Origin of the sequence: Hymenobacter sp. AT01-02, from assembly GCF_000961955.2 — a bacterium.
GTDB lineage: Bacteria > Bacteroidota > Bacteroidia > Cytophagales > Hymenobacteraceae > Hymenobacter > Hymenobacter mucosus.
In genome coordinates this window covers 18588-38224 of sequence record NZ_JZIR02000035.1, presented here as the reverse complement: position 1 = coordinate 38224, position 19637 = coordinate 18588, and the positions used below count along the sequence as shown (strand labels likewise).

The 19637-nt window shown below is 51.5% G+C and carries 19 protein-coding genes and 1 pseudogene; 14 read left to right on the top strand and 6 right to left on the bottom strand.

The genetic code is table 11. The annotated features are described in order from the left end of the window. Positions 1–391 (bottom strand): glycosyltransferase family 2 protein (locus VI25_RS12790; RefSeq protein WP_152981606.1); only part of this gene is annotated, 391 nt, incomplete at its 3' end. Between the two features lie 323 nt (positions 392–714). Here VI25_RS12790 and VI25_RS12785 point away from each other — a divergent pair. Continuing rightward, positions 715–1617, top strand: a complete 903-nt coding sequence (locus VI25_RS12785; RefSeq protein ID WP_236705040.1) for a glycosyltransferase family 4 protein — start codon at positions 715–717, stop codon at positions 1615–1617. On the opposite strand, the gene VI25_RS12780 is transcribed toward VI25_RS12785, so the two are convergent. Together VI25_RS12780 and VI25_RS12775 are read right to left on the bottom strand one after the other, a co-directional pair. Beyond that, positions 1569–2936, bottom strand: a complete 1368-nt coding sequence (locus VI25_RS12780; RefSeq protein WP_045687131.1) for a hypothetical protein — start codon at positions 2934–2936, stop codon at positions 1569–1571. The two genes, VI25_RS12785 and VI25_RS12780, sit on opposite strands and share 49 nt — an antisense overlap. Before the next feature lie 16 nt (positions 2937–2952). Beyond that, on the bottom strand, positions 2953–4206 hold the full coding sequence (locus tag VI25_RS12775; protein ID WP_045687143.1) for a hypothetical protein: 1254 nt from the start codon (positions 4204–4206) through the stop codon (positions 2953–2955). Positions 4207–4316: 110 nt separating this feature from the next. Here VI25_RS12775 and VI25_RS12770 point away from each other — a divergent pair, with 110 nt between their 5' ends. The 8 genes from VI25_RS12770 (at position 4317) to dnaJ (ending at position 13484) form a co-directional block, all read left to right on the top strand. Next, positions 4317–5231, top strand: coding sequence for a M20/M25/M40 family metallo-hydrolase (locus tag VI25_RS12770; RefSeq protein ID WP_055562548.1), 915 nt, complete (start codon positions 4317–4319; stop codon positions 5229–5231). A gap of 52 nt (positions 5232–5283) precedes the next feature. Next, positions 5284–6462 (top strand): acyltransferase family protein, encoded by a 1179-nt coding sequence (locus VI25_RS23430; protein ID WP_072144820.1) that lies wholly within the window; start codon positions 5284–5286, stop codon positions 6460–6462. A 111-nt stretch (positions 6463–6573) separates the two neighbouring features. After that, the gene (locus tag VI25_RS12760; RefSeq protein WP_045687133.1) at positions 6574–8811 is read left to right on the top strand and encodes a sodium-translocating pyrophosphatase; all 2238 of its coding nucleotides are present in this window, start codon (positions 6574–6576) and stop codon (positions 8809–8811) included. 157 nt (positions 8812–8968) lie between these two features. Continuing rightward, complete coding sequence (locus VI25_RS12755) at positions 8969–9553, top strand: phosphoribosyltransferase (protein WP_316934328.1); 585 nt, start codon at positions 8969–8971, stop codon at positions 9551–9553. Between the two features lie 76 nt (positions 9554–9629). Further along, complete coding sequence (locus tag VI25_RS12750) at positions 9630–10253, top strand: adenylate kinase (protein WP_045687134.1); 624 nt, start codon at positions 9630–9632, stop codon at positions 10251–10253. Between the two features lie 180 nt (positions 10254–10433). Beyond that, a complete protein-coding gene (gene obgE, locus VI25_RS12745; protein ID WP_045687135.1) occupies positions 10434–11429 on the top strand; it encodes a GTPase ObgE in 996 nt (331 codons plus the stop codon). Between the two features lie 175 nt (positions 11430–11604). Next, positions 11605–12237, top strand: a complete 633-nt coding sequence (locus VI25_RS12740; RefSeq protein WP_236705039.1) for a nucleotide exchange factor GrpE — start codon at positions 11605–11607, stop codon at positions 12235–12237. A 107-nt stretch (positions 12238–12344) separates the two neighbouring features. Beyond that, positions 12345–13484 carry a molecular chaperone DnaJ gene (gene dnaJ / locus VI25_RS12735; protein WP_045687433.1) on the top strand — a complete coding sequence of 380 codons (1140 nt, stop codon included), beginning with the start codon at positions 12345–12347 and terminating at the stop codon, positions 13482–13484. Positions 13485–13591: 107 nt separating this feature from the next. Here dnaJ and VI25_RS24105 read toward each other — a convergent pair whose 3' ends face one another. The 3 genes from VI25_RS24105 to VI25_RS24095 form a co-directional block, all read right to left on the bottom strand. Next, on the bottom strand, positions 13592–14110 hold the full coding sequence (locus VI25_RS24105; protein WP_052694994.1) for a S41 family peptidase: 519 nt from the start codon (positions 14108–14110) through the stop codon (positions 13592–13594). Beyond that, complete coding sequence (locus VI25_RS24100) at positions 14077–14547, bottom strand: hypothetical protein (RefSeq protein WP_052694995.1); 471 nt, start codon at positions 14545–14547, stop codon at positions 14077–14079. The genes VI25_RS24105 and VI25_RS24100 overlap by 34 nt, the downstream gene beginning before the upstream one ends. A gap of 62 nt (positions 14548–14609) precedes the next feature. Beyond that, a complete protein-coding gene (locus VI25_RS24095; RefSeq protein WP_055562546.1) occupies positions 14610–15857 on the bottom strand; it encodes a hypothetical protein in 1248 nt (415 codons plus the stop codon). A 214-nt stretch (positions 15858–16071) separates the two neighbouring features. Here VI25_RS24095 and VI25_RS12715 point away from each other — a divergent pair, with 214 nt between their 5' ends. The 5 genes and pseudogenes from VI25_RS12715 (at position 16072) to VI25_RS12700 (ending at position 19630) form a co-directional block, all read left to right on the top strand. Continuing rightward, entirely contained in the window at positions 16072–16545 is a 474-nt protein-coding gene (locus VI25_RS12715; RefSeq protein WP_236705038.1) for an RNA polymerase sigma factor, read from the top strand. Beyond that, complete coding sequence (locus VI25_RS12710) at positions 16545–17174, top strand: hypothetical protein (protein WP_045687435.1); 630 nt, start codon at positions 16545–16547, stop codon at positions 17172–17174. Before VI25_RS12715 ends, VI25_RS12710 begins: the two co-directional genes overlap by 1 nt. 82 nt (positions 17175–17256) lie before the next feature. Continuing rightward, positions 17257–18203: pseudogene (locus VI25_RS12705) on the top strand (ABC transporter ATP-binding protein). Positions 18204–18294: 91 nt separating this feature from the next. After that, entirely contained in the window at positions 18295–18786 is a 492-nt protein-coding gene (locus tag VI25_RS28525; RefSeq protein WP_316934327.1) for an ABC transporter permease, read from the top strand. Then, complete coding sequence (locus VI25_RS12700) at positions 18692–19630, top strand: ABC transporter permease (RefSeq protein ID WP_316934326.1); 939 nt, start codon at positions 18692–18694, stop codon at positions 19628–19630. Before VI25_RS28525 ends, VI25_RS12700 begins: the two co-directional genes overlap by 95 nt. The last annotated feature ends 7 nt before the right edge of the window (positions 19631–19637 follow it).

Sequence of the window (19637 nt, the reverse complement as noted above, 5' to 3'; positions counted from 1 at the left end):
GATGATCGGTCCGTTGCCCGCGACGAGCCAGGACTGCCTGAAAACCTTCTTGCGCCTTTGCGTAGAGGCGGCCTATTTCTTCCGGTTGATCTTGGAGGTCGCAGTCCATCACGACTATCCACTCCCCACTACATGCTTCCAGACCCGCTGTAATCGCATGGTGCTGCCCGAAGTTTCGGGATAGGCGAATGCCACGTATTCGCGGATCATCAGCAGCATGCTGTTGAATAACTACCCAATCCTGTCCGGGGCTTCCATCATCAACCAAGATGATTTCATAACTAATGTTCAACGAGGTGAGTGCCTGCCTGACCCTGTTCAGCAACTCGCTTACAATACTCTCGGCCCTGTACACGGGGCTAACTACAGAAAGTATGGGTTTGGGAGCCATGGAAAATAAAAAGCGGCACTTTAGTTGTCGAAACAGACATCAAAGATAAGAATGCTGGCTTGCTTCCCTTGGCGCTAATTGGAGCAATACGTTCAAGTAGGTTGACGTACCTTTGTTTGCCTGCTTTGAAAGCTTTGTAAAGTGGGCTTATAACTCCTATGCGAATACTTTTCATTGCCCCTTACCCGTATGGAAAGGCGCCCTCTCAACGGTTTCGATTTGAGCAGTATCTCGATTTGCTTAAGCAGGAAGGACATGAATGGGACCTAGAGCCCTTCATCAATGAGAAAACGTGGGATATACTGTATCGTCCGAGGCATACCGTGGACAAGGTAGCCGGCATTGTAGGAGGCTTTCTTCGCCGTGTACTCTTATTATTCCGGGTTAGACAGTATGACTATGTTTTCATTCACCGTGAGGCTTCACCTATTGGTCCACCAGTGTTTGAGTGGATCATAGCGCGCCTGTTAAGAAAAAAGGTGATTTATGATTTCGACGACGCTATTTGGATTCCAAACACATCTGAAGCGAACAAGATTGTAGCTGGCATAAAGTGGCATCAGAAAGTAGCCAATATTTGCCGATGGGCCTACAAGGTGAGTTGTGGTAATGACTATTTACGCAGTTATGCTCGGCAGTTTAACCCCCACGCTGTGGTTAATCCAACAACCATAGACACTGTGCATCTGCATAATGAGGTAAAGGATCAGCAGGTAGCTGAAACACCAGTCATTGGTTGGACAGGTACTCATTCTACGCTCAAGTATTTACACCAACTAGTGCCTGTGCTGGCAAAATTAGAGGAGGAGTTTCATTTCACTTTCAAGGTGATATCGAACCAGCCTCCAAACTTGCCTTTAAAGTCACTGGTGTATCAGCCGTGGCGTAAAGAGTCTGAAATACAAGATTTGTTAACTTTTCACTTAGGAGTGATGCCTTTGGAGGATGATCCTTGGGCTAATGGAAAGTGCGCATTCAAAGCGTTGCAATATATGGCATTGGGAATGCCAGCATTAGTATCACCAGTTGGTATGAACAAGGAAGTTGTAACGTCTGATTACAACGGGTATGTGTGTACTACACCAGTTGAATGGGAAGCAGCTTTACGAAAGCTTTTACAACAGCCCGCCCTTCGTACTGAGTTGGGGAAAAATGCGCGGTACACTATTGAGCAGCGCTACTCTGTTACAGCAAACTGTCGCAACTTTTTAGAGCTTTTCAGCTGAATTGCACGTGCGGGCTTTTTTCGCATCGCTTGAGCTTTGTGCTGCATAATATAGAGTGCACCCAGGTAGAAAGGCATCAACGGTATTTTATAGCGCACCAAAGTGCCAAAATTTCCACTATTTACCCCAACACCAATAGCAAAGATCAGCGAGAAAATAAAGCAGAATGTTAGAATTGGTTCTGCAGCTATAAGTCGAAAGCTTTTCAAAAGCCCTGTTTTATAAAATAAACTAACTGTTAAATAAATAAACAAAGTGGCCTCTAACGCTGAAAGGAGCATAACTGGGTTACGAGCCTCAAACAAAAAAGGGCGGTACAGAGAAACAACAATTGCTTGTGGTGCAACTTTGACGATGGACGATGCTGAGCCATCAAACTCACCAATGTTATACGCTGATCCGCTTACTACCTGTTGTGTTAAATAATAATTATTAATCTTGCTTCGCTCACCTATTTTATCAATATCATACTTTTCATCGCCTGCGGTAAGCTTTGTTGCACCAAAAGCTCCAACAATCAACCCTAGCACAATAAATAAGGGCTTTAATATTACTCTAAGAGCAGCAGATTTTATTTTTTGGCTATATTCATTAAACACCCAAAACAGTGCCGGTGGAAGGAAAGATAATAAGATATATATTTTAACTGAAGCAATTATATATGCACCTATTGCTCCTAATAGTGCAGCTGTAAAGATTCCGCGTGGACGAATTATTGCATTATAAAATCCATAAAAAACCCATCCTAATGCTCCCATACAAATAGAATCTTTCATTAAGCCAGATCCCCAAAAAAATACAGATGGAAGGAAAAAGACTGCTATGGCTAATTTCTTATAGGCAAGGGGAAAAATTCTTAAAAATGTGAGGTACATAGCCCACATGCCTGAAAAGCTAGTGATGGCAAAAAACAGTCCTATAACAGTGTAAGTATTAAAACAAAAAAGAGCGAAGAAAGAGGCTACTTTGATAACGAAAAACTCAGTAGGAGCGCGGTACCATTCCATCATAACGGCATACTTATTAGTCTCCGGGTCATATTCTCCGTGTGACAATAATAACTTAATGCCGATGATGGGGGAATCGGTGAAAGCACTATAGACTGTTTTTACGTGATTGAAATAATTAAACGTATCACCGCCTCCGTAATAGAACTGATAGATTAAACCTAACCCAATAGCACCTACAAACTTTACGGATAACGCTGGTATAAAATACTTTTTTGTCAGAGCGTTAGTAAAACGCTTACGCACGGCAAATGCTATTCCGTAGAAAATAGCTAAGTAAAACGGAGTAAGAAAAAGATCTTTGAGTTCCATGCGTAGCGGGGCGTGTCTACTTCTTGTTTTTCTTTAGATACGCTTTTGCTTCTATGTATTGTTCCGTATCGTGCTCTGATACATCTCGTACTACTGTGTAGTAACGAATAGCGGCTTTTTTGTCCTTGTCCTGATCGGCTAGGCGAGCCAGCGCTAGATTTGCGTACACGTAAAAGCCACCATTCACTTCTCCTGTGCTTTCGGCAAAGACTATACAGCGCTGGTAGTACTCTTTGGCCTTGGCTATATTTTTATACTTGTTTTGGGTCAGCCAACCTAAAAAATAGGTTGCGTATCGCCCGCTGATAGCCTCGTAGCCAGGCATGCCACGGTTAAGTTTATCGAGAATATCTCGGCTGATTCGCTCGCATTCTCTGAACTCACTTTGGTTAAAGCAGACTAGTGCGTAGAAACGCTGACAATAGGCGTTGTCGGGATAGGTGGAGGCCATATACCGTGCAATTGGCAGGGCTGCTTCGGGTTTGTTCTCCTCGTTGAGCAGAATCTTCATCAGAAATACCCTCGCCTCAGGGCCTACGTAAAAGCCATTGTCGGCTACGTTGCGCAACTGCTGTAATCCTAAGTCCTTATTCCCTTTTGGGAAAAAGAGGAGCACTGGTTTCAGCAGGGCATAATTCTCAGGAATCCAGACGGCGTAATAATTGAAAAGAGCCTGCCCAAACAAAAACTCGGGGCTCAGTCCGTTGGCCTCTTTGCTAATCTCCAGATAATCAAGCGCCCGTTTGGCGCTGACAGTTGCTTTCCGCCAATCGCGTCGGTCAGCATGTAGGCGGCCATCAAATCCATACGCCGCTGCCAGAAAGAAACAGGCTTCGTAGTTACGGTTGTCAGCTTCGTACAAGGCTTCGCCCTTAGTGATGGCCGTATCCATGTACGCAAAGAAGAGCTTGTCGTACTGCTTCGTTTGATTGTTGGTTGGCATGATCTTCCACCAGGTACTGAGGCCTAGTAGAAAGTAGGGCATAGGATGATTGGGATAGCGTCGGCGTAGAGAGCGGAACTGGCGTTCTGCCTTGTCGTACTTGAAGTTATATAAGTTATAAACCGCCCCTTCCAATTCCGTCTGAATATCCTTGTCGAGTAGCAGCCAGCCTTCCGTATCCACAGCATTGGGTGCTATGTCTACGTTATCTAACTGCACTTGGCGCGAGGTATCAATAGGAGCAACCCTGGTAGATTCCGGTTGCTGCGCTAGCGCCGCCAGCGGCAACAGCACCATCAACAGGACAAAACGGAGTTTTTGAATCATAATCACAGCTACTTGCGGCTTCATCCTAACGGAGAATATCTGATGAACCCACCCACGAAAAGGCTAAACTAGGACTTTTATCCTAATTTTGGACAAATAATATACACCTCATGCAGCTTTTAGAAACCTTATGCCGCGTAGCTGCGCCTTCCGGCAATGAAGCACCTCTAACAAAATTCTTGCTAGACTACATTCAACGGTATCAGTCGAGCTGGCGCACCTTGCCAACCCTCCTGCAAGGTGAAGAGTTTCAGGATTGCATTATTCTAGTATTTGGTAAGCCTAGAACGGCTGTTTTTGCTCATATTGACAGTATCGGCTTCACGGTGCGCTATGGCCGCCAACTAGTGCGCATTGGCGGGCCTGACGTGGAAACTGGTTACCAGCTAGTAGGACAGGACACGGAGGGGCCAATTTTATGCCGCTTGGTAGTAGATGAGAATACCGGCGCACTTAGCCACGATTTTCACCGGGAAATTGAGCGGGGTACGGAGCTTACGTTTCAATGCGACTTCCGAGAAACTGAGACGACAGTGCAAAGCTGCTACCTGGATAACCGGCTGGGAGTATGGAACGCCCTTCGGCTTTGCGAAACACTGGAAGATGGTATCATCGTTTTCTCTTGCTGGGAGGAGCACGGCGGTGGCTCGGTGGCCTACTTAGCCAAGTACATCTACGAGACCTATGGAGTACGCCAGGCGCTTATTTCGGATATAACGTGGGTGACAGAGGGAGTTCAACCTGGTCTAGGAGTGGCTATTTCTATGCGCGACTCGCTAATCCCGCGACGTAGTTACGTGGAGCGCATTCGCCGCATTGCCCAAGAAGCCGGGATTCCTCATCAGCTAGAGGTCGAAAGTAGTGGTGGCTCTGATGCTAAAGAGTTGCAACATGGCGCTCAGCCATGGGATTGGTGTTTTGTGGGTGCACCGGAGGATAATGTGCATTCACCAAACGAAATCGTAGATAAGCGTGATATAGCTAGTATGCTAGTGCTATACCAAGTGTTATTGAAGAGGCTATAAAATTACTATTGCATAGTACCTTTGTTTTGTTTCCACAACCACATTCTTTTTTGTGCACTCCGTAAGCAAACGAAAGGACCCTGCTGCTCTTAAGCATCTAACATATCAAGAATTAGACGTTCTTCACTCATTACGTGGTTTCTGTGCTTTTTACGTAGTGATATTTCACGCTAAATACCTTGTTTGGTCAGGGGGGCGTCAGTTCTTAGATGTGCACCCTCGTAGCTCTTGGAGTGTATTAGACTATATATTGTTTGGCCTCGATATGCTCAGCTCAGCGGGCTACGAGATGGTTATATTGTTTTTTGTGTTATCCGGGTTTTTTATTCGATATGCACAATTACGTAAACACCGCAAGCCTTTGCCTTTCTATATTAATAGAGTAGCCCGAATCTATCCGCCTTATCTATTCGCATCGGTTCTTGCAGTATGCGTTCTATGGTGTGTTGCTACATTAGTACCTGCTGCGTTATCTGTGTCTAATGGCAGGGAGCTGAATATAACATTAAATCAAGCTTGGCATGAGCTGCAAGCTTTAAATTTACACGGGATTATAAGTACGTTAGGCTTTATGCCTATAGGTAAAATTTATATTGGCTATAATGATGTATATTGGTCGTTATTGCCAGAGGCAATATTTTATCTTATGGTTCCTTTATTTTTATGGCAAGTAAGAATTTATTATATCGCATCTGTCGTTTTACACATGGTAGGGCTTGTTTTGTCCTATGAAGTGGGGCTTAATCCTTTCATTGATTACTTTTTTACATATAATTTATATTTTGCAATAGGTGCTTTTGTTTATGATATAGTAATTGAAACAAGGTGGCTCGTTTCGTTTCAACATGTTTCAGGTTGGATATTAACAGTTGTAGTAGGAATATTATTTGTATTGCTATTAGTACTAGCCGTACTAAAGTTGAAACCTCTATCTGGTATGGTAGCAGCTTTGTTAGCTGTTATAAGTATATTAGCGTTGCTGGTGGGTAAAGTATCTCGTCAAAACATCTTAATGCGCGCGTTACACAAATTAGGTGTATTTAGCTTTTCTCTCTATCTCTATCACTTTCCACTCCTACTTCTGTGTTATGGGGGAATGGTGTATTTGACGGGCGAAACGATATTCTATGAGCGCTACTACTGGCTAGCAGTACCACTAGTAACAATCGTAGCTTATGTGCTATATCAGGTTACTGAGCGAGTTTCTGTCAACTATTTTCGGAAAGTGTAAGCTTTAGGTTATATAACTATCTGTCAGGGGCTTGGAGTTACTGGTAAAACTTTTATTTTACTAGCAACTCCAAGCCCCTGTTTTTATCATTCAGCTCAAACCCCACCGTTTATGATGATGATTCTCTATGTCGTGCCGGCACTGGGTGTGCTGGCGTTGGTCTACACGTGGCTTCGTTCTGGGTGGGTGAGTCGCCAGCCGGCAGGCGAGGAGCGCATGCGCACTATTGCTGGCTACATTGCTGATGGTGCAATAGCCTTTTTGAAAGCGGAGTACCGGGTAATGGTCCTCTTCGGCTTGATGGCGTGTGGGTTCTTGTTTTATTTGGGTAGTACCGGCGAGAAATCGAGCCCGGTTATTGTCATTGCCTTTCTCATTGGGGCAGTCTTCTCGGCTTTGGCTGGCTTCATTGGGATGAAGATTGCCACCAAGTCCAACGTGCGGACGGCCCAGGCGGCGCGTACTAGCTTGAGCCAAGCGTTAAATGTGTCCTTCTCGGGTGGCTCGGTGATGGGTATGGGCGTAGCCGGTCTGGCCGTACTAGGTTTGGGCTCTTTGTTCCTAGTGTTCTACCAGCTATTTGTAGTTGGGAAGGGTAGTGCCAATGGAGTGGAAATGGAAACCGCTTTGGAGGTGCTAACGGGCTTTTCTTTAGGAGCCGAAAGTATTGCCCTGTTTGCCCGGGTAGGCGGCGGCATTTATACCAAGGCTGCCGACGTTGGGGCCGACCTAGTAGGAAAAGTAGAAGCGGGTATCCCAGAAGATGACCCGCGCAACCCCGCTACCATTGCCGACAATGTAGGCGACAACGTGGGCGACGTAGCAGGCATGGGGGCCGACTTATTTGGCTCTTACGTAGCTACTATTTTGGCTACCATGGTGCTAGGGCGGGAGGTTGTAGCGCGGGGCGATGAGTTTCAAGGGCTCTCGCCTATTCTGCTGCCTATGGCCATTGCCGGACTGGGTATTATCGCCTCGTTGATTGGGATCCTGACCGTTCGGGTGCGGGAGGGAGGGAATGTGCAGGCTGCACTCAACCGCGGTAATTATGTCTCTGTGCTGGTATCAGGTGCATTCTCCTATGCGCTTATTCGCTGGATGCTGCCTCCCGAGGACCTTACGATTCGTGGGATTACCTTTAATGCAACGGGCGTATTCTATGCAGTGGTAGTTGGCCTGGTCGTAGGCACGCTAATGAGTATTATCACGGAGTACTACACTGCTATGGGCAAGCGCCCGGTGCTTAGCATCGTTCGGCAAAGCTCAACGGGGCATGCTACCACCGTTATTGGAGGGCTGGCCGTAGGTATGGAAAGTACCGTGCTACCCATTATAGTGCTAGCAGCGGGTATCATTCTAAGCTACGAGTGTGCTGGATTGTATGGCGTAGCCATTGCCGCGGCCGGCATGATGGCTACTACGGCCATGCAACTGGCCATTGATGCCTTCGGGCCTATTGCCGACAACGCTGGCGGTATTGCCGAGATGAGCGAATTGCCGAAGGAGGTGCGCGAGCGGACTGATATTCTCGATGCTGTTGGCAATACGACAGCAGCCACGGGGAAAGGCTTTGCCATTGCTTCGGCGGCTCTCACGTCGCTGGCTTTGTTTGCGGCCTTTATGGGTACGGCCAACATCAGCAGCATTGATATCAGCGACGCACGCGTGCTAGGTGGGCTTTTCGTTGGAGCTATGATTCCGTTTATTTTCTCGGCGCTAGCTATTTCCGCCGTAGGGCGCGCTGCAATGAGCATGGTGCAGGAAGTGCGGAGGCAGTTCCGGGAAATTCCAGGAATAATGGAAGGTACGGGCCGACCCGAATACGAGAAGTGCGTGGCTATTTCCACCCAGGCCGCTATTCGGGAAATGATGTTGCCGGGGGCTATTGCCCTGCTAGTGCCAGTAGTAGTAGGCTTCACGATGGGGCCGGAAGTATTGGGGGGTACGCTGGCTGGCGTAACCGTGAGCGGGGTGCTAATGGCCATGTTCCAAAGCAATGCCGGTGGTGCCTGGGATAACGCCAAGAAATCCTTCGAGAAGGGGGTAGAAATTGACGGCAAGATGGAGTTCAAGGGATCCGACGCGCACAAAGCTTCCGTTACGGGAGATACCGTAGGTGACCCCTTCAAGGATACCTCTGGGCCTAGTATGAACATCCTCATCAAGCTCATGAGCATCGTGTCACTGGTAATTGCCCCGCACATTGCGGCTCCTGAGCGGGCAGTGGCCCAACAGAACACCAGTGTTCAGGTGCACAAGCCAGAACTGAAAGCTCAACTGCGTAGGGCTACTCCTCGAGAAAATTTATTCTCCGCGGAGGCTTTTTTTCACTTAATGCGACACTTGTAGAGGTAGCGCCTACCGCCTCGTTAGTAATAGGAGTAGCAAGTACTGCCCTGGGCTGAATAAGCTATAGCCAAACGCAACGCCGCCGTTCCGAGCCCGGACGGCGGCGTTTTTGTGCTACCTTTGCCCACCCGCACAACCACGGCCCTACCTTAAACGGATGAATTCGGACCATATTTCGCTGCACAACAAGCAGTTTGAGCCGTACCTGACTGCCGACCAGCTCGCTACTGCTATCGGCGCAGTCGCCGCCCGCCTCAACCAGGACTACGCTGGACAGCAGCCCATTTTCGTGTCTGTTCTCAACGGCTCGTTCATGTTCACTGCCGATCTGCTTAAGGCCGTGACGCTCGACTGCGAAGTGTGCTTCATCCGGGTCGCTTCCTATGAGGGTACTTCTACCACGGGTAAAGTGAAGGAAGTACTTGGGCTGACCGAGGAATTGGCTGGCCGTCCCGTAATTATCCTGGAAGACATCGTGGATACAGGTCATACCATGCGGATGCTCCTGGAAACCCTCGGCGCTCAAAAGCCTGCGTCGCTGGAAGTAGCTACGCTGTTTTTGAAACCCGATTGCTTACAACACCCCCTCGAGATTCGCTACGTGGGCCTGAGCATCCCCAACGATTTCATTGTGGCTATGGCCTTGATTATGACGGCTTGGGGCGCAACTACCCCGATGTGTATAAAGCAGTCTGAAAAAGGTGCAAGTTGCTGGCTAGCTAAAATTCGCTGGCGACCATAGAGGCTTTCCTGTTCGTTGCGTATCTTTCCAGAACCCCACTCATTTTCCCCTACCTCCGCGTAACTCCCCGCTACTCATGCTGAACCTCGTGCTCTTCGGCCCACCCGGCGCCGGCAAAGGAACGCAAAGCCAAAAGCTAATTGCCCGTTACAACCTAGTTCACCTTTCAACGGGTGATTTGCTGCGCGCCCAAATTACGCAGGGTACCGAATTGGGCTTGCGCGCCAAAAAACTCATGGATGAAGGCCTGCTCGTGCCGGATGAAGTAGTGATTGGCATGATTGACAGTGCTCTTAATGACAACAAACAGGCTGCTGGCTTCATCTTCGACGGTTTTCCCCGCACTGTACCCCAGGCAGAAAGCCTAGATCAGCTACTGGCCAAGCACGATACCAAGGTGTCCTGTATGGTAGCGCTAGAAGTAGCCGAAGAAGAACTAGTGAAGCGTTTGTTGGAGCGCGGGAAGACTTCCGGCCGCCCCGACGATCAGAACGAGGAGAAAATCCGCAAGCGTGTAACGGTGTATAACACCGAAACTGCTCAGGTGGCTGGCTATTACGCCCAGCAAGAGAAATTCCATGCCCTCAATGGCATTGGGGCTATCGAAGATATCTTCGGTCAGATCTGCACCATCTTGGATGAGCAGCTACCTGCCACTTCGGAAAGCAGCCGTCAGGCAACCGACGAAGTAAAAGCGTAACTTTGCAGCTACTACCCATTGGGGTAGTGGCAGAACTATCTGTCATCCTGGGCATCGCAAAGAACTCCCCGCGCATTTGTAATGAATGCGGTGGTTGTTTTTGCAATGCGCAGGATGACAGTTGTTTTTAGGCAGCGCCAGACGCTTCATCCTAACTTTCATTTTTCATTCTTTCCCACTGTGGCTTCTAATAACTTCATCGACTACGTCAAAATCAACTGCCGCTCGGGCAAGGGAGGAGCGGGCTCGCACCATTTCTTCCGGGCTAAAGGCCTCCCCAACGGTGGCCCCGACGGTGGCGACGGCGGCCGTGGTGGCCACATCATTCTAGAAGGCAACTCCCAGCTCTGGACGCTGCTGCACCTACAATACCAGAAGCACCTAATTGCTAAGCCTGGCGAGAACGGTGGCGAGAACCTGCGCACGGGCGCCCAGGGCGACGATATCATCATTCAGGTGCCTCTTGGTACCATTGCTCGTGATGCGGAGACTGGCGAGAAAAAACTGGAAATAACAGAGCACGGCCAGCGTCTTATCCTTACGCCGGGCGGCCGGGGGGGGCTTGGCAACGACCACTTCAAGTCTGCTACCAACCAGGCTCCGCAGTATGCCCAACCCGGCGAGCCTGGTATTGACGAGTGGGTAATTCTAGAGCTCAAGCTGCTGGCCGATGTTGGTTTGGTGGGATTTCCTAATGCTGGTAAGAGCACATTGCTGTCCGTTGTATCGGCGGCTAAGCCCAAAATTGCTGATTACGCTTTCACGACTCTAACGCCTAACCTCGGAGTAGTAGCCTACCGCGACTATAAGTCGTTCGTGATGGCCGACATTCCCGGTATCATTGAGGGGGCCGCAGAAGGTAGGGGCTTGGGGCATCGGTTTTTGCGGCACGTGGAGCGCAACTCCATCCTTCTGTTCATGATCAGCTGCGATTCGCCAGACATCAACGCCGAATACGAAGTGTTGCTGAATGAATTGGAGCAGTTCAATCCGGAACTGCTGGAGAAAAAGCGTTTGTTAGCCATTACCAAATCAGATATGCTAGACGACGAGCTGGAGGCAGAAATCCGGGAGTCTCTACCTACTGAGCTGCCGACCATCTTTATTTCTAGCCTCACCAACAAAAATATTCAGCCGCTGAAGGATATGATCTGGCAAGCGCTTCACGCTGAATAAGTAGTACAGCCGCCTAGCATGAAGCAACGCTGCCAGCAGTTCTCTGCGAGTGTTGCGGACTCTACTAAGGATTTGCGCCAGTGCGTCTGAACTAACTACCTGGCTTTCGGAGTTTCTGTGCCACAATGACAGCTGACCTGGCTTTGGCAAACTCCTTGTGACGCGACTTGGCTCTATGTCTTCCCGATTCAACCCATTCCGACGATTTCAAGCGAAAATGGCTGACGATAAAACTCCCCAACCCGAGGATACCCAATTCGACCAAGTTGACGCTGCCGCTGACCACGTAGCCGGCGAGCTTCCCCAAGAACCCACTGCGCCTGAACTAGGAACCGTGGAAAGCGCCGATACGGAACCTGCAGCCGGATCAAAAACCGACGCCGAATTGGCTGACCTGAAGGATAAGTACTTGCGTCTGGCGGCCGAGTTTGAAAACTACAAGCGCCGCACCACCAAGGAGCGCGCCGACCTGTTTAAAACTGCCAACCAGGAGTTAATGGTTGCCCTGCTGCCCGTCCTCGACGATTTCGACCGGGCCCGCCATCATACCAAAGACACTGACAACGCAAGCGCGGTGCGTGAGAGCATCGACATCATTCAAAACAAACTTCAGAAGACGCTGAGCCAAAAAGGTTTAGCTTCTATGGAGGCCAAGGGCGGTGCTTTCGACCCCGAACTGCACGAAGCCATTACGCAAATTCCGGCTCCTTCTGAGGATCTAAAAGGTAAGATTGTGGACGAGGTAGAAAAAGGCTACTATCTCGGCGACAAAGTGATCCGCCACGCCAAAGTGGTGTTGGGTCTGTAATAAGAAGTTGTCATGCTGACGAAGGAAGCATCTCTACCGCTTGCTTCGAATAAACCACTCTGGTAGAGATGCTTCCTTCGTCAGCATGACAGACGAAGTACAACGAGATGGCAACGAAGCGAGATTATTACGAGGTGCTAGGCGTAGCCAAAAACGCTTCGGGCGACGAGATAAAGAAGGCCTACCGGAAGGTGGCCATCAAATATCACCCCGATAAAAACCCCGACGACCCCACGGCCGAAGACAAGTTCAAGGAAGCCGCAGAGGCCTACGAAGTGCTGTCGGACGCCAATAAAAAGGCCCGCTACGATCAGTATGGGCACCAGGGCATGGGCGGTAACGGTGGTGGTCCGAACATGGAGGATATCTTCTCCCAGTTCGGTGACATCTTCGGTGGCGGCGGTTTCGAAGGCTTCTTTGGCGGCGGTGGCCGTGGCCAAGGTGGTCGGCGCGTACGCAAAGGCTCTAACCTGCGCATCAAGCTCAAGTTGGACCTCGAAGAAATAGCCAACGGCGTTGAGAAGAAAATTAAGGTGAAGCGCTATGTGGCGTGCAACACCTGCTCGGGTACCGGTGCTAAAAATGGCACTGATCTCAAAACCTGCGGTACGTGTAACGGCCAGGGCCAGGTGAAGCGGGTAGTAAATACCATGTTGGGTCAGATGGTAAGTGCTTCTACTTGCCCTACCTGCGAAGGCGAAGGCAAAGTAGTCACTAGCAAGTGCGATGTATGCCAAGGCGAGGGCCGTCAGTTGCACGAGGAAGTTATTCCGATTAACATTCCGGCAGGTGTAGCCGAGGGCATGCAGCTAAGCATGAACGGCAAGGGTAATTACCCCGAGCGTGGGGGCGTACCCGGCGACTTGCTCATTCAGATTGAGGAGGAGCCGCACGAACTACTGAAGCGCGACGGCAACAACATCATGTTTGAGCAGTATATCTCGTTCGTGGATGCAGCCTTGGGCGCTAGTATTGAGGTGCCTACCATTGAAGGCAAAGTAAAAATCAAGGTAGAGCCAGGCACCCAGCCCGGTAAAATCTTGCGCTTGCGTGGTAAGGGTATCAAGGACATCAACGGCTACGGCCGTGGCGACCAGCTTATCCACCTCAGTGTATGGACGCCCAAGAATGTAACCAGTGAGGAGCGGGAGTTGCTAGAGAAACTACGCGACGCCCGCAATTTCACCCCGAACCCTGGTAAGAACGAGAAAGGCTTCTTCGAGAAAGTGAAAGAGTATTTTCAATAAGCACGTGACAACTTAGCTCTTCGTGAGTTTTACAGTTGTTAAAACGCCCACCTTCTTCGCTGGAGGTGGGCGTTTTGTATGATAAGGGTTAACTACTGGCGTATGGCCTAGCCCTGATCAATGAGCTCCAGCGCTTTCTCTAGTAGCTCGTCGCGGCCAGCTTGCAGGCCTTGCACGGTGGGGTGCATTTCTACATCCGGTACAATGCCTACGCGCTGGGTTTCGCGGCCATCTGGGTAGTAAATACCAATGCCGGAAATCATAGTGGACAGGTTACCGGGCAGGGCAAACCGCGACACATTGCCATCGGCGCCGGCGGTTGTGCTGCCCAGCACAGTGGCGCGTGGCGCGGTACGTAAGGCCATCGTTGTGTATTCGGCTTGGCTTTGCGTTTCCTCATTTACCAAGATGACTACCTTGCCGGGGTAAGCCTGGCCTTTACCGGGGCGCACGTGCAGGGCGTTGGTCCAAGTGAATAACCCAGGTTGGCTAGGAACCGGGATGGAGAACTTGACGAACGGAGTGGGCCTTAGCACTAGGTACTGCGACAAAGTGAACACCACAAACTCGGCGGGGTAGTTTCGGATGTCGATTACCAAGCCTTTGGTTTGACTGAACTCGGACATGATGCGGGGCAAGCTTTTCGTACTGATCTGCCTAGCGTGAGGTAGCCCACATCGGGCCGTAGGAAGCGGTGGCTACTATCAGTAGCGGCGGTCTGGGTAGGTGGGGTGAGGGAGGAGAGGCTAACTCGGTTTACGTCGAGCGTGCTGGCTTTACCGTTGCGGATAATGCCTAGGCGCACCGTGGGGGTATTGCCGCGCAGTAGCATTCCGGCCATGTTGCGCAACTGGGTAGGCTGGTTGGAAGCAGGAAAAATAGGCTGGCGTGCTTTCACCCAATCTGCCACTATTTCCCCGTCTACCGTCGTGATAATGTCGCCGGGTTGTAGCACAGTGGGCGCGGCTTGCGTTGTTGGACGCAGCTTGGCTACTACGGCCTGCTGCTGCACAAACTGAATGCTGACGGGCACGGTATAATTGCCACGGTAGTCGGTGAGCACCTTGTCGGCCCCCCAGAGGTTAGCGTGGGTGTCATGAACGCGCGCAATTAAGCGTAGCGCCGCTAATCGGTAGTGGAGTGCATCCGGTGCGTTGGCGAATTGTGGAATGAACTCCGAGAGGACGGGCTGCCAGTCTTCCCCAATGGCATACTTGTAGGGAAAGAAATACTCAATGATGTTCCAATAGCGGAATAGACCCAGCAGGCGGTAGCCGCATCGGGATAGGCCATCTGGGCGTAGGCATCTTCGTGCAGAAACGCCAAGTTGCCGGCTTCGGCTGGCCCCACGTAGTAGTGGGCTGTCGCGGCTGCGGGGTGCGCGCGCAGGTACAACAGCTGCTGCTGCAGTTCCTTGCTGAGTTGCTTCCCGTCGGTCAGCCAAGCAAGGGTGGGCTGCACCCGAATTTTACTTGGGGAGACGGTGGCAGCCACGGGGCTAGTAACGGGGCCCAGGCCAGTAAGCCACGTGCTGAGCACCCGGCTACGGTCTGCTTGGTTTTGGCTGGCTAGCACGGCCGGCATGATGCGAAATAGCTCCTTATCCCAGTTGTAGTCGCCCCGGGCTACGGCGGGGTGGTAGTATTTCACAAAGCCCCACACCTGACCCAGCACCGCTAGGTTCTCAACTTGCTGCGCGCTAAGCTTGCTGAACGCAATACCGGAGCTTTTCTGGAAGGCCGTATCCGCGTCGGCTTTGTACACTGTCGCGGCTTTGGGGCGGGCTTGGGTGAGCGGTTTGCCGTCGATAGTGAGGCTTAGATTATCAAGCCACGCGCTGCCAGTACCTACCAGCAGGCCGCCTAGGTAAATAGTTTTTGCCTCGGGCGCCAGGGGCAGCGTTATAGAATACAGCTGCCAATCGTGCGTGCCTTGGAGGTTGACTTTCTGCATGTTGTCGAACCCTAGCGTGCCGTTCGGGCCATCCAGGCGCATCCAAAGTCCCGCGAAGCCATTCTGAACGGCCTCCGTTTTTAAGTAGCCGCTGAGGGTGATGGACTTACCCTGGTAACGAGCCGGTATGGCCCAATGCGCGGCCCCAAAACTGTTCGTGCCAGCATCGTAGGAGGACTGGAGCCGCACGGAGTAGCGGCCCTGTTGGTACACCACGGAATCGGTTTGCACTTGGTAGCCGGGAGTGGGGGCACCGGGGCTATGGATGCCGGGTGCCCAGCCGGCAGGTAGGTGGCGGGCTTTGTCTTGAGTTTCTAAGTCAAGATTAATGGAAGCAAGGGTAGTGGATTGGGCTTTCACCCAAGAGCCGCTGAGCAAGATGCCGCAGCCAAGAAGCCAAGTAGTATAACGGGTAGGCACAGAACAAAAGAATAGAGGATGAATAATGCTACCAGTAAGATGCATAAAAGCCCCTTAAGGTGGCAGGCAGAAACTAGAAAATGGTAGCAACGGGCCGCCGTCAGGAAATAATTTTAGGTTGGGCTGTAATGCTGGGCTCGGCTCGGCGACTCATGTTGCGTTACTCTATTAGCCTATTGTACTCGTGTCAGCCTCTGCTACTTCTGCGCCGTTCGTGGCCCACCTTGCTGCCCATCAGTTGCTACTGCAACGCATTTGCCGGATGTACTCTGCCAATGCCGACGACCGCCAGGACTTGTACCAGGAAATTGTGCTGCAACTCTGGCGCGCCTACCCCAGCTACGAGGCCCGGGCTAAGTTCAGCACTTGGCTTTACCGCATTGCCCTAAACGTGGCTATTTCCGACTTGCGCCAACGGACCCGCAAGCCGGCCGCCGAACGGTTCGGGCCCACCGTGCCGGACGTAGCACCTCCTCCCGAGCCGGGGCCCGACGCCGAGGATCTGGCTCAGCTCTACCATGCCATCGGGCGTCTTTCCGATGTGGAAAAGGCCTTTGTGCTCTTGTATCTCGAAGAACGCACCTACGAGGAAATGGCCGACATCCTTGGCATTACCCAGAACAATGTGCGCGTGAAAATGCATCGCGTGCAAGACAAGCTTCGCCACCTGCTAACCCAACCCGCCTAATGGACCTCGATAACTTCCGCCGCCAGTGGCAACAGGGTCAGCCCTCCGAGACCTTGGATGCGGCTGCTCTTTCTCAGTTGTTGACTCGCCGCTCTACTAGCCCGGTAGCGAAAATGCTGCGCAATGCGTGGCTAGAATCGGGGTTTAATGTGCTGTGCTTTCTGATCTTCGGCTCAGTACTAACGGCACCAGCAGCTACCCAAAGTACCTTGGGGCTGGCTCGTAGTATATCTGCGGCTATGCTGGTGCTGTGTGTGGTAGCCGGGTACTACTACTACCACAAGGTGCAGGTGCTTCGGCAACTGCGCCAAGCCAACGGCCCCCTCCGAGACCATGTGGCACGCCAGCTTCGCACGCTTCGGCAATTGATGCACTTGTACAACCTTGGTACGCTATGGAGCATTCCGGCCGTCTTTCTGATAGTCTTGGGCTTTTTGGGTGTTCAGCTTTCCCAGAAGCTAGCGGGCCAGAAACTGCTACTTAGCCTGGTCATCACGACCGGGATAGTTCTGGTAGTAGGGGGAGCTACTTTTCTGCTGATGCGCCAAACTATGCGCTGGTACTTACAGCGCCTCTACGGTCAGTACCTCGACCGGCTGGAAGCGGCCCTGCACGAGTTGGGGGAATAAAGCAGCCGGTTGGTTGAAAGACCATGTTCACGACATAGTAAAAAAGCTACATTCGCTAGTACCAAAACCAACTCACCTAGCTGTGCAACCCATCCTTCAAGCTATCAATGTACGCAAGGCCTATGCCGCGCACGTTGCCCTCGATGGCGTGAGCCTCGACATTCCGGAGCGTAGCATCTTCGGCCTGCTCGGCCTAACGGGGCCGGCAAAACGTCGCTGATTCGTATTATCACCCAGATTACCGGCGCCGACGAAGGCGAAATCCGGTTCCGGGGGGAGCGGCTCAAGCCCGACCACATTGCCCAAATTGGTTACTTACCCGAGGAGCGTGGCCTCTACAAGAAGATGAAGGTAGGTGAGCAGCTACTCTACCTAGCCCGTCTGCGGGGCCTAAGCCGCGCCGATGCTACCCAGCGCATCAAAGGCTGGCTTACCCGCTTCGACATTAAGCCCTGGGCCGAGAAAAACGTGGAGGACCTTTCCAAGGGCATGCAGCAGAAGGTGCAGTTTATTGCTACCGTGCTGCACGAACCCAGCCTTATCATCCTCGACGAGCCTTTCTCGGGCTTCGACCCCATCAATGCTAACCTAATCAAGGACGAGATTCTGCGCCTGCGTGAGGAAGGTGCTACCATCATCTTCAGCACCCACCGCATGGAGTCGGTGGAAGAAATGTGCGACAGTATTGCCCTCATTAACCGCAGCCGCAAGGTGTTAGATGGGCCTGTACGCACCATCAAAGACCAGTTCAAAACCCAGACCTACGAGGTAGAAGGCAAAGGTCGGCTGATGGTAATGCACCCAGATTTTGAAGTGCTCAAGCACCAGGAGCGCGAGAATGGCTTCTTCTACGACCACATTAAGCTGCACGGCGGCACTACCCCCAACGACCTGCTGCGCTACCTCATTGGGAGCGTGGAAGTACACGCATTCCGGGAGCTGATTCCGAGCATCAACGACATCTTCATTCGCCGCGTGCGCGAGACCATGCCCGAGAGCTTGGTAGAGGAATTTGAAGTTACGAGCTAAGGCCATGCTGGTCCCGTACCGGCTACCCTTTGCTTTATTCCAATCACCCATTACCTGACGCCTACTTCCTGACTTTTACATCTTCTTACTCATGGATAAAATCTGGCTTATCGCGCAGCGCGAATACCTCACGCGGGTGCGCAAGAAAAGCTTTATCATCATGTCGCTGATTGGGCCCTTGCTCACGGTAGCCCTGTTTGCGGTACCCATTCTGATTGCGAGCCTAAGCGACAAAGACAAGACCGTGGCAGTGGCCGATGCGGGCAATCTGTTCAGCCAACAGCTCCCGGAAGCCAAAGAAGATCTGCGCTTTGTGCGCGTGTCGCCGGAGCTGGCTAAAGCCAAGCAGGAGTTCAAAGCGGGCAAGTACGAGGCCCTGGTTTACATCCCTAAGCTAGATTTAGCCAACCCCACCGGCTTTCAGGTGTTTTCCCGCAAGTCTAAGTGTAACCCTGGAAAGAGATATCAACCGCGTTATCAACCAAGAGGTGGAAAACCAGCGCCTGGCCCAATCGGGTATTGCCCGCGCCACCCTGGACCGCCTCAAGGCCGACGTGGACCTGCAAACTGTCAGCCTCAGTGAGGATGGGGAGCGGAGTTCCAGTACAGGTGTTAGCACGGGCATTGCCTACCTCTGCGGGTTTCTGATTTACATGTTCATCTTCATTTACGGCGTGCAGATTATGCGCGGAGTAATGGAGGAGAAAACCAGCCGCATTGTGGAGGTAGTAATTTCCACGGTGAAGCCGTTTCAGCTGATGATGGGGAAAGTGCTGGGCATTGCTGGCGTGGGCCTCACGCAGCTGACGTTGTGGGTGGTGCTGTCCATTGGCATCAACTCCGCAATAGCCGGCTCCATCAGCCCGGAAAAGATTGTGCAAAGCCGCGTAGACAGCACAACGGCTATGGTGCGCACTGATACGCCCGCGGAAAAGGCCGCCAAGAAGGAAACGAATATTGCGGCCAAAATGGTCACGGCCTTGTACAATGCCAATCTGAACGTGCCGCTTCTGGTGGGATGCTTTCTGTTCTATTTCCTGGGCGGCTACCTGTTCTACGGGTCCCTGTTTGGGGCCATTGGTTCGGCCGTGGATAATGATACCGACACGCAGCAGTTCATGCTACCCGTGACGATGCCATTAATTCTTACGTTCGTGGTGTCCCAGGCAATTCTGACAACTAACCCGAACGGAACCGTAGCAGTCTGGATGTCTATGATTCCGTTTACCTCGCCCATTGCCATGATGATGCGCCTGCCATTTGGTGGGGTGCCCATGTGGCAGCTGGGCGTATCCATGATCTTGCTTGTGGCTGGTTTTGTGGCTACTACTTGGCTAGCGGGCCGCATCTACCGGGTTGGCATTCTGATGTACGGCAAGAAAGTAACCTACGGCGAGCTGTCGAAGTGGATGTTTTATAAGGGCTAGGCCACCT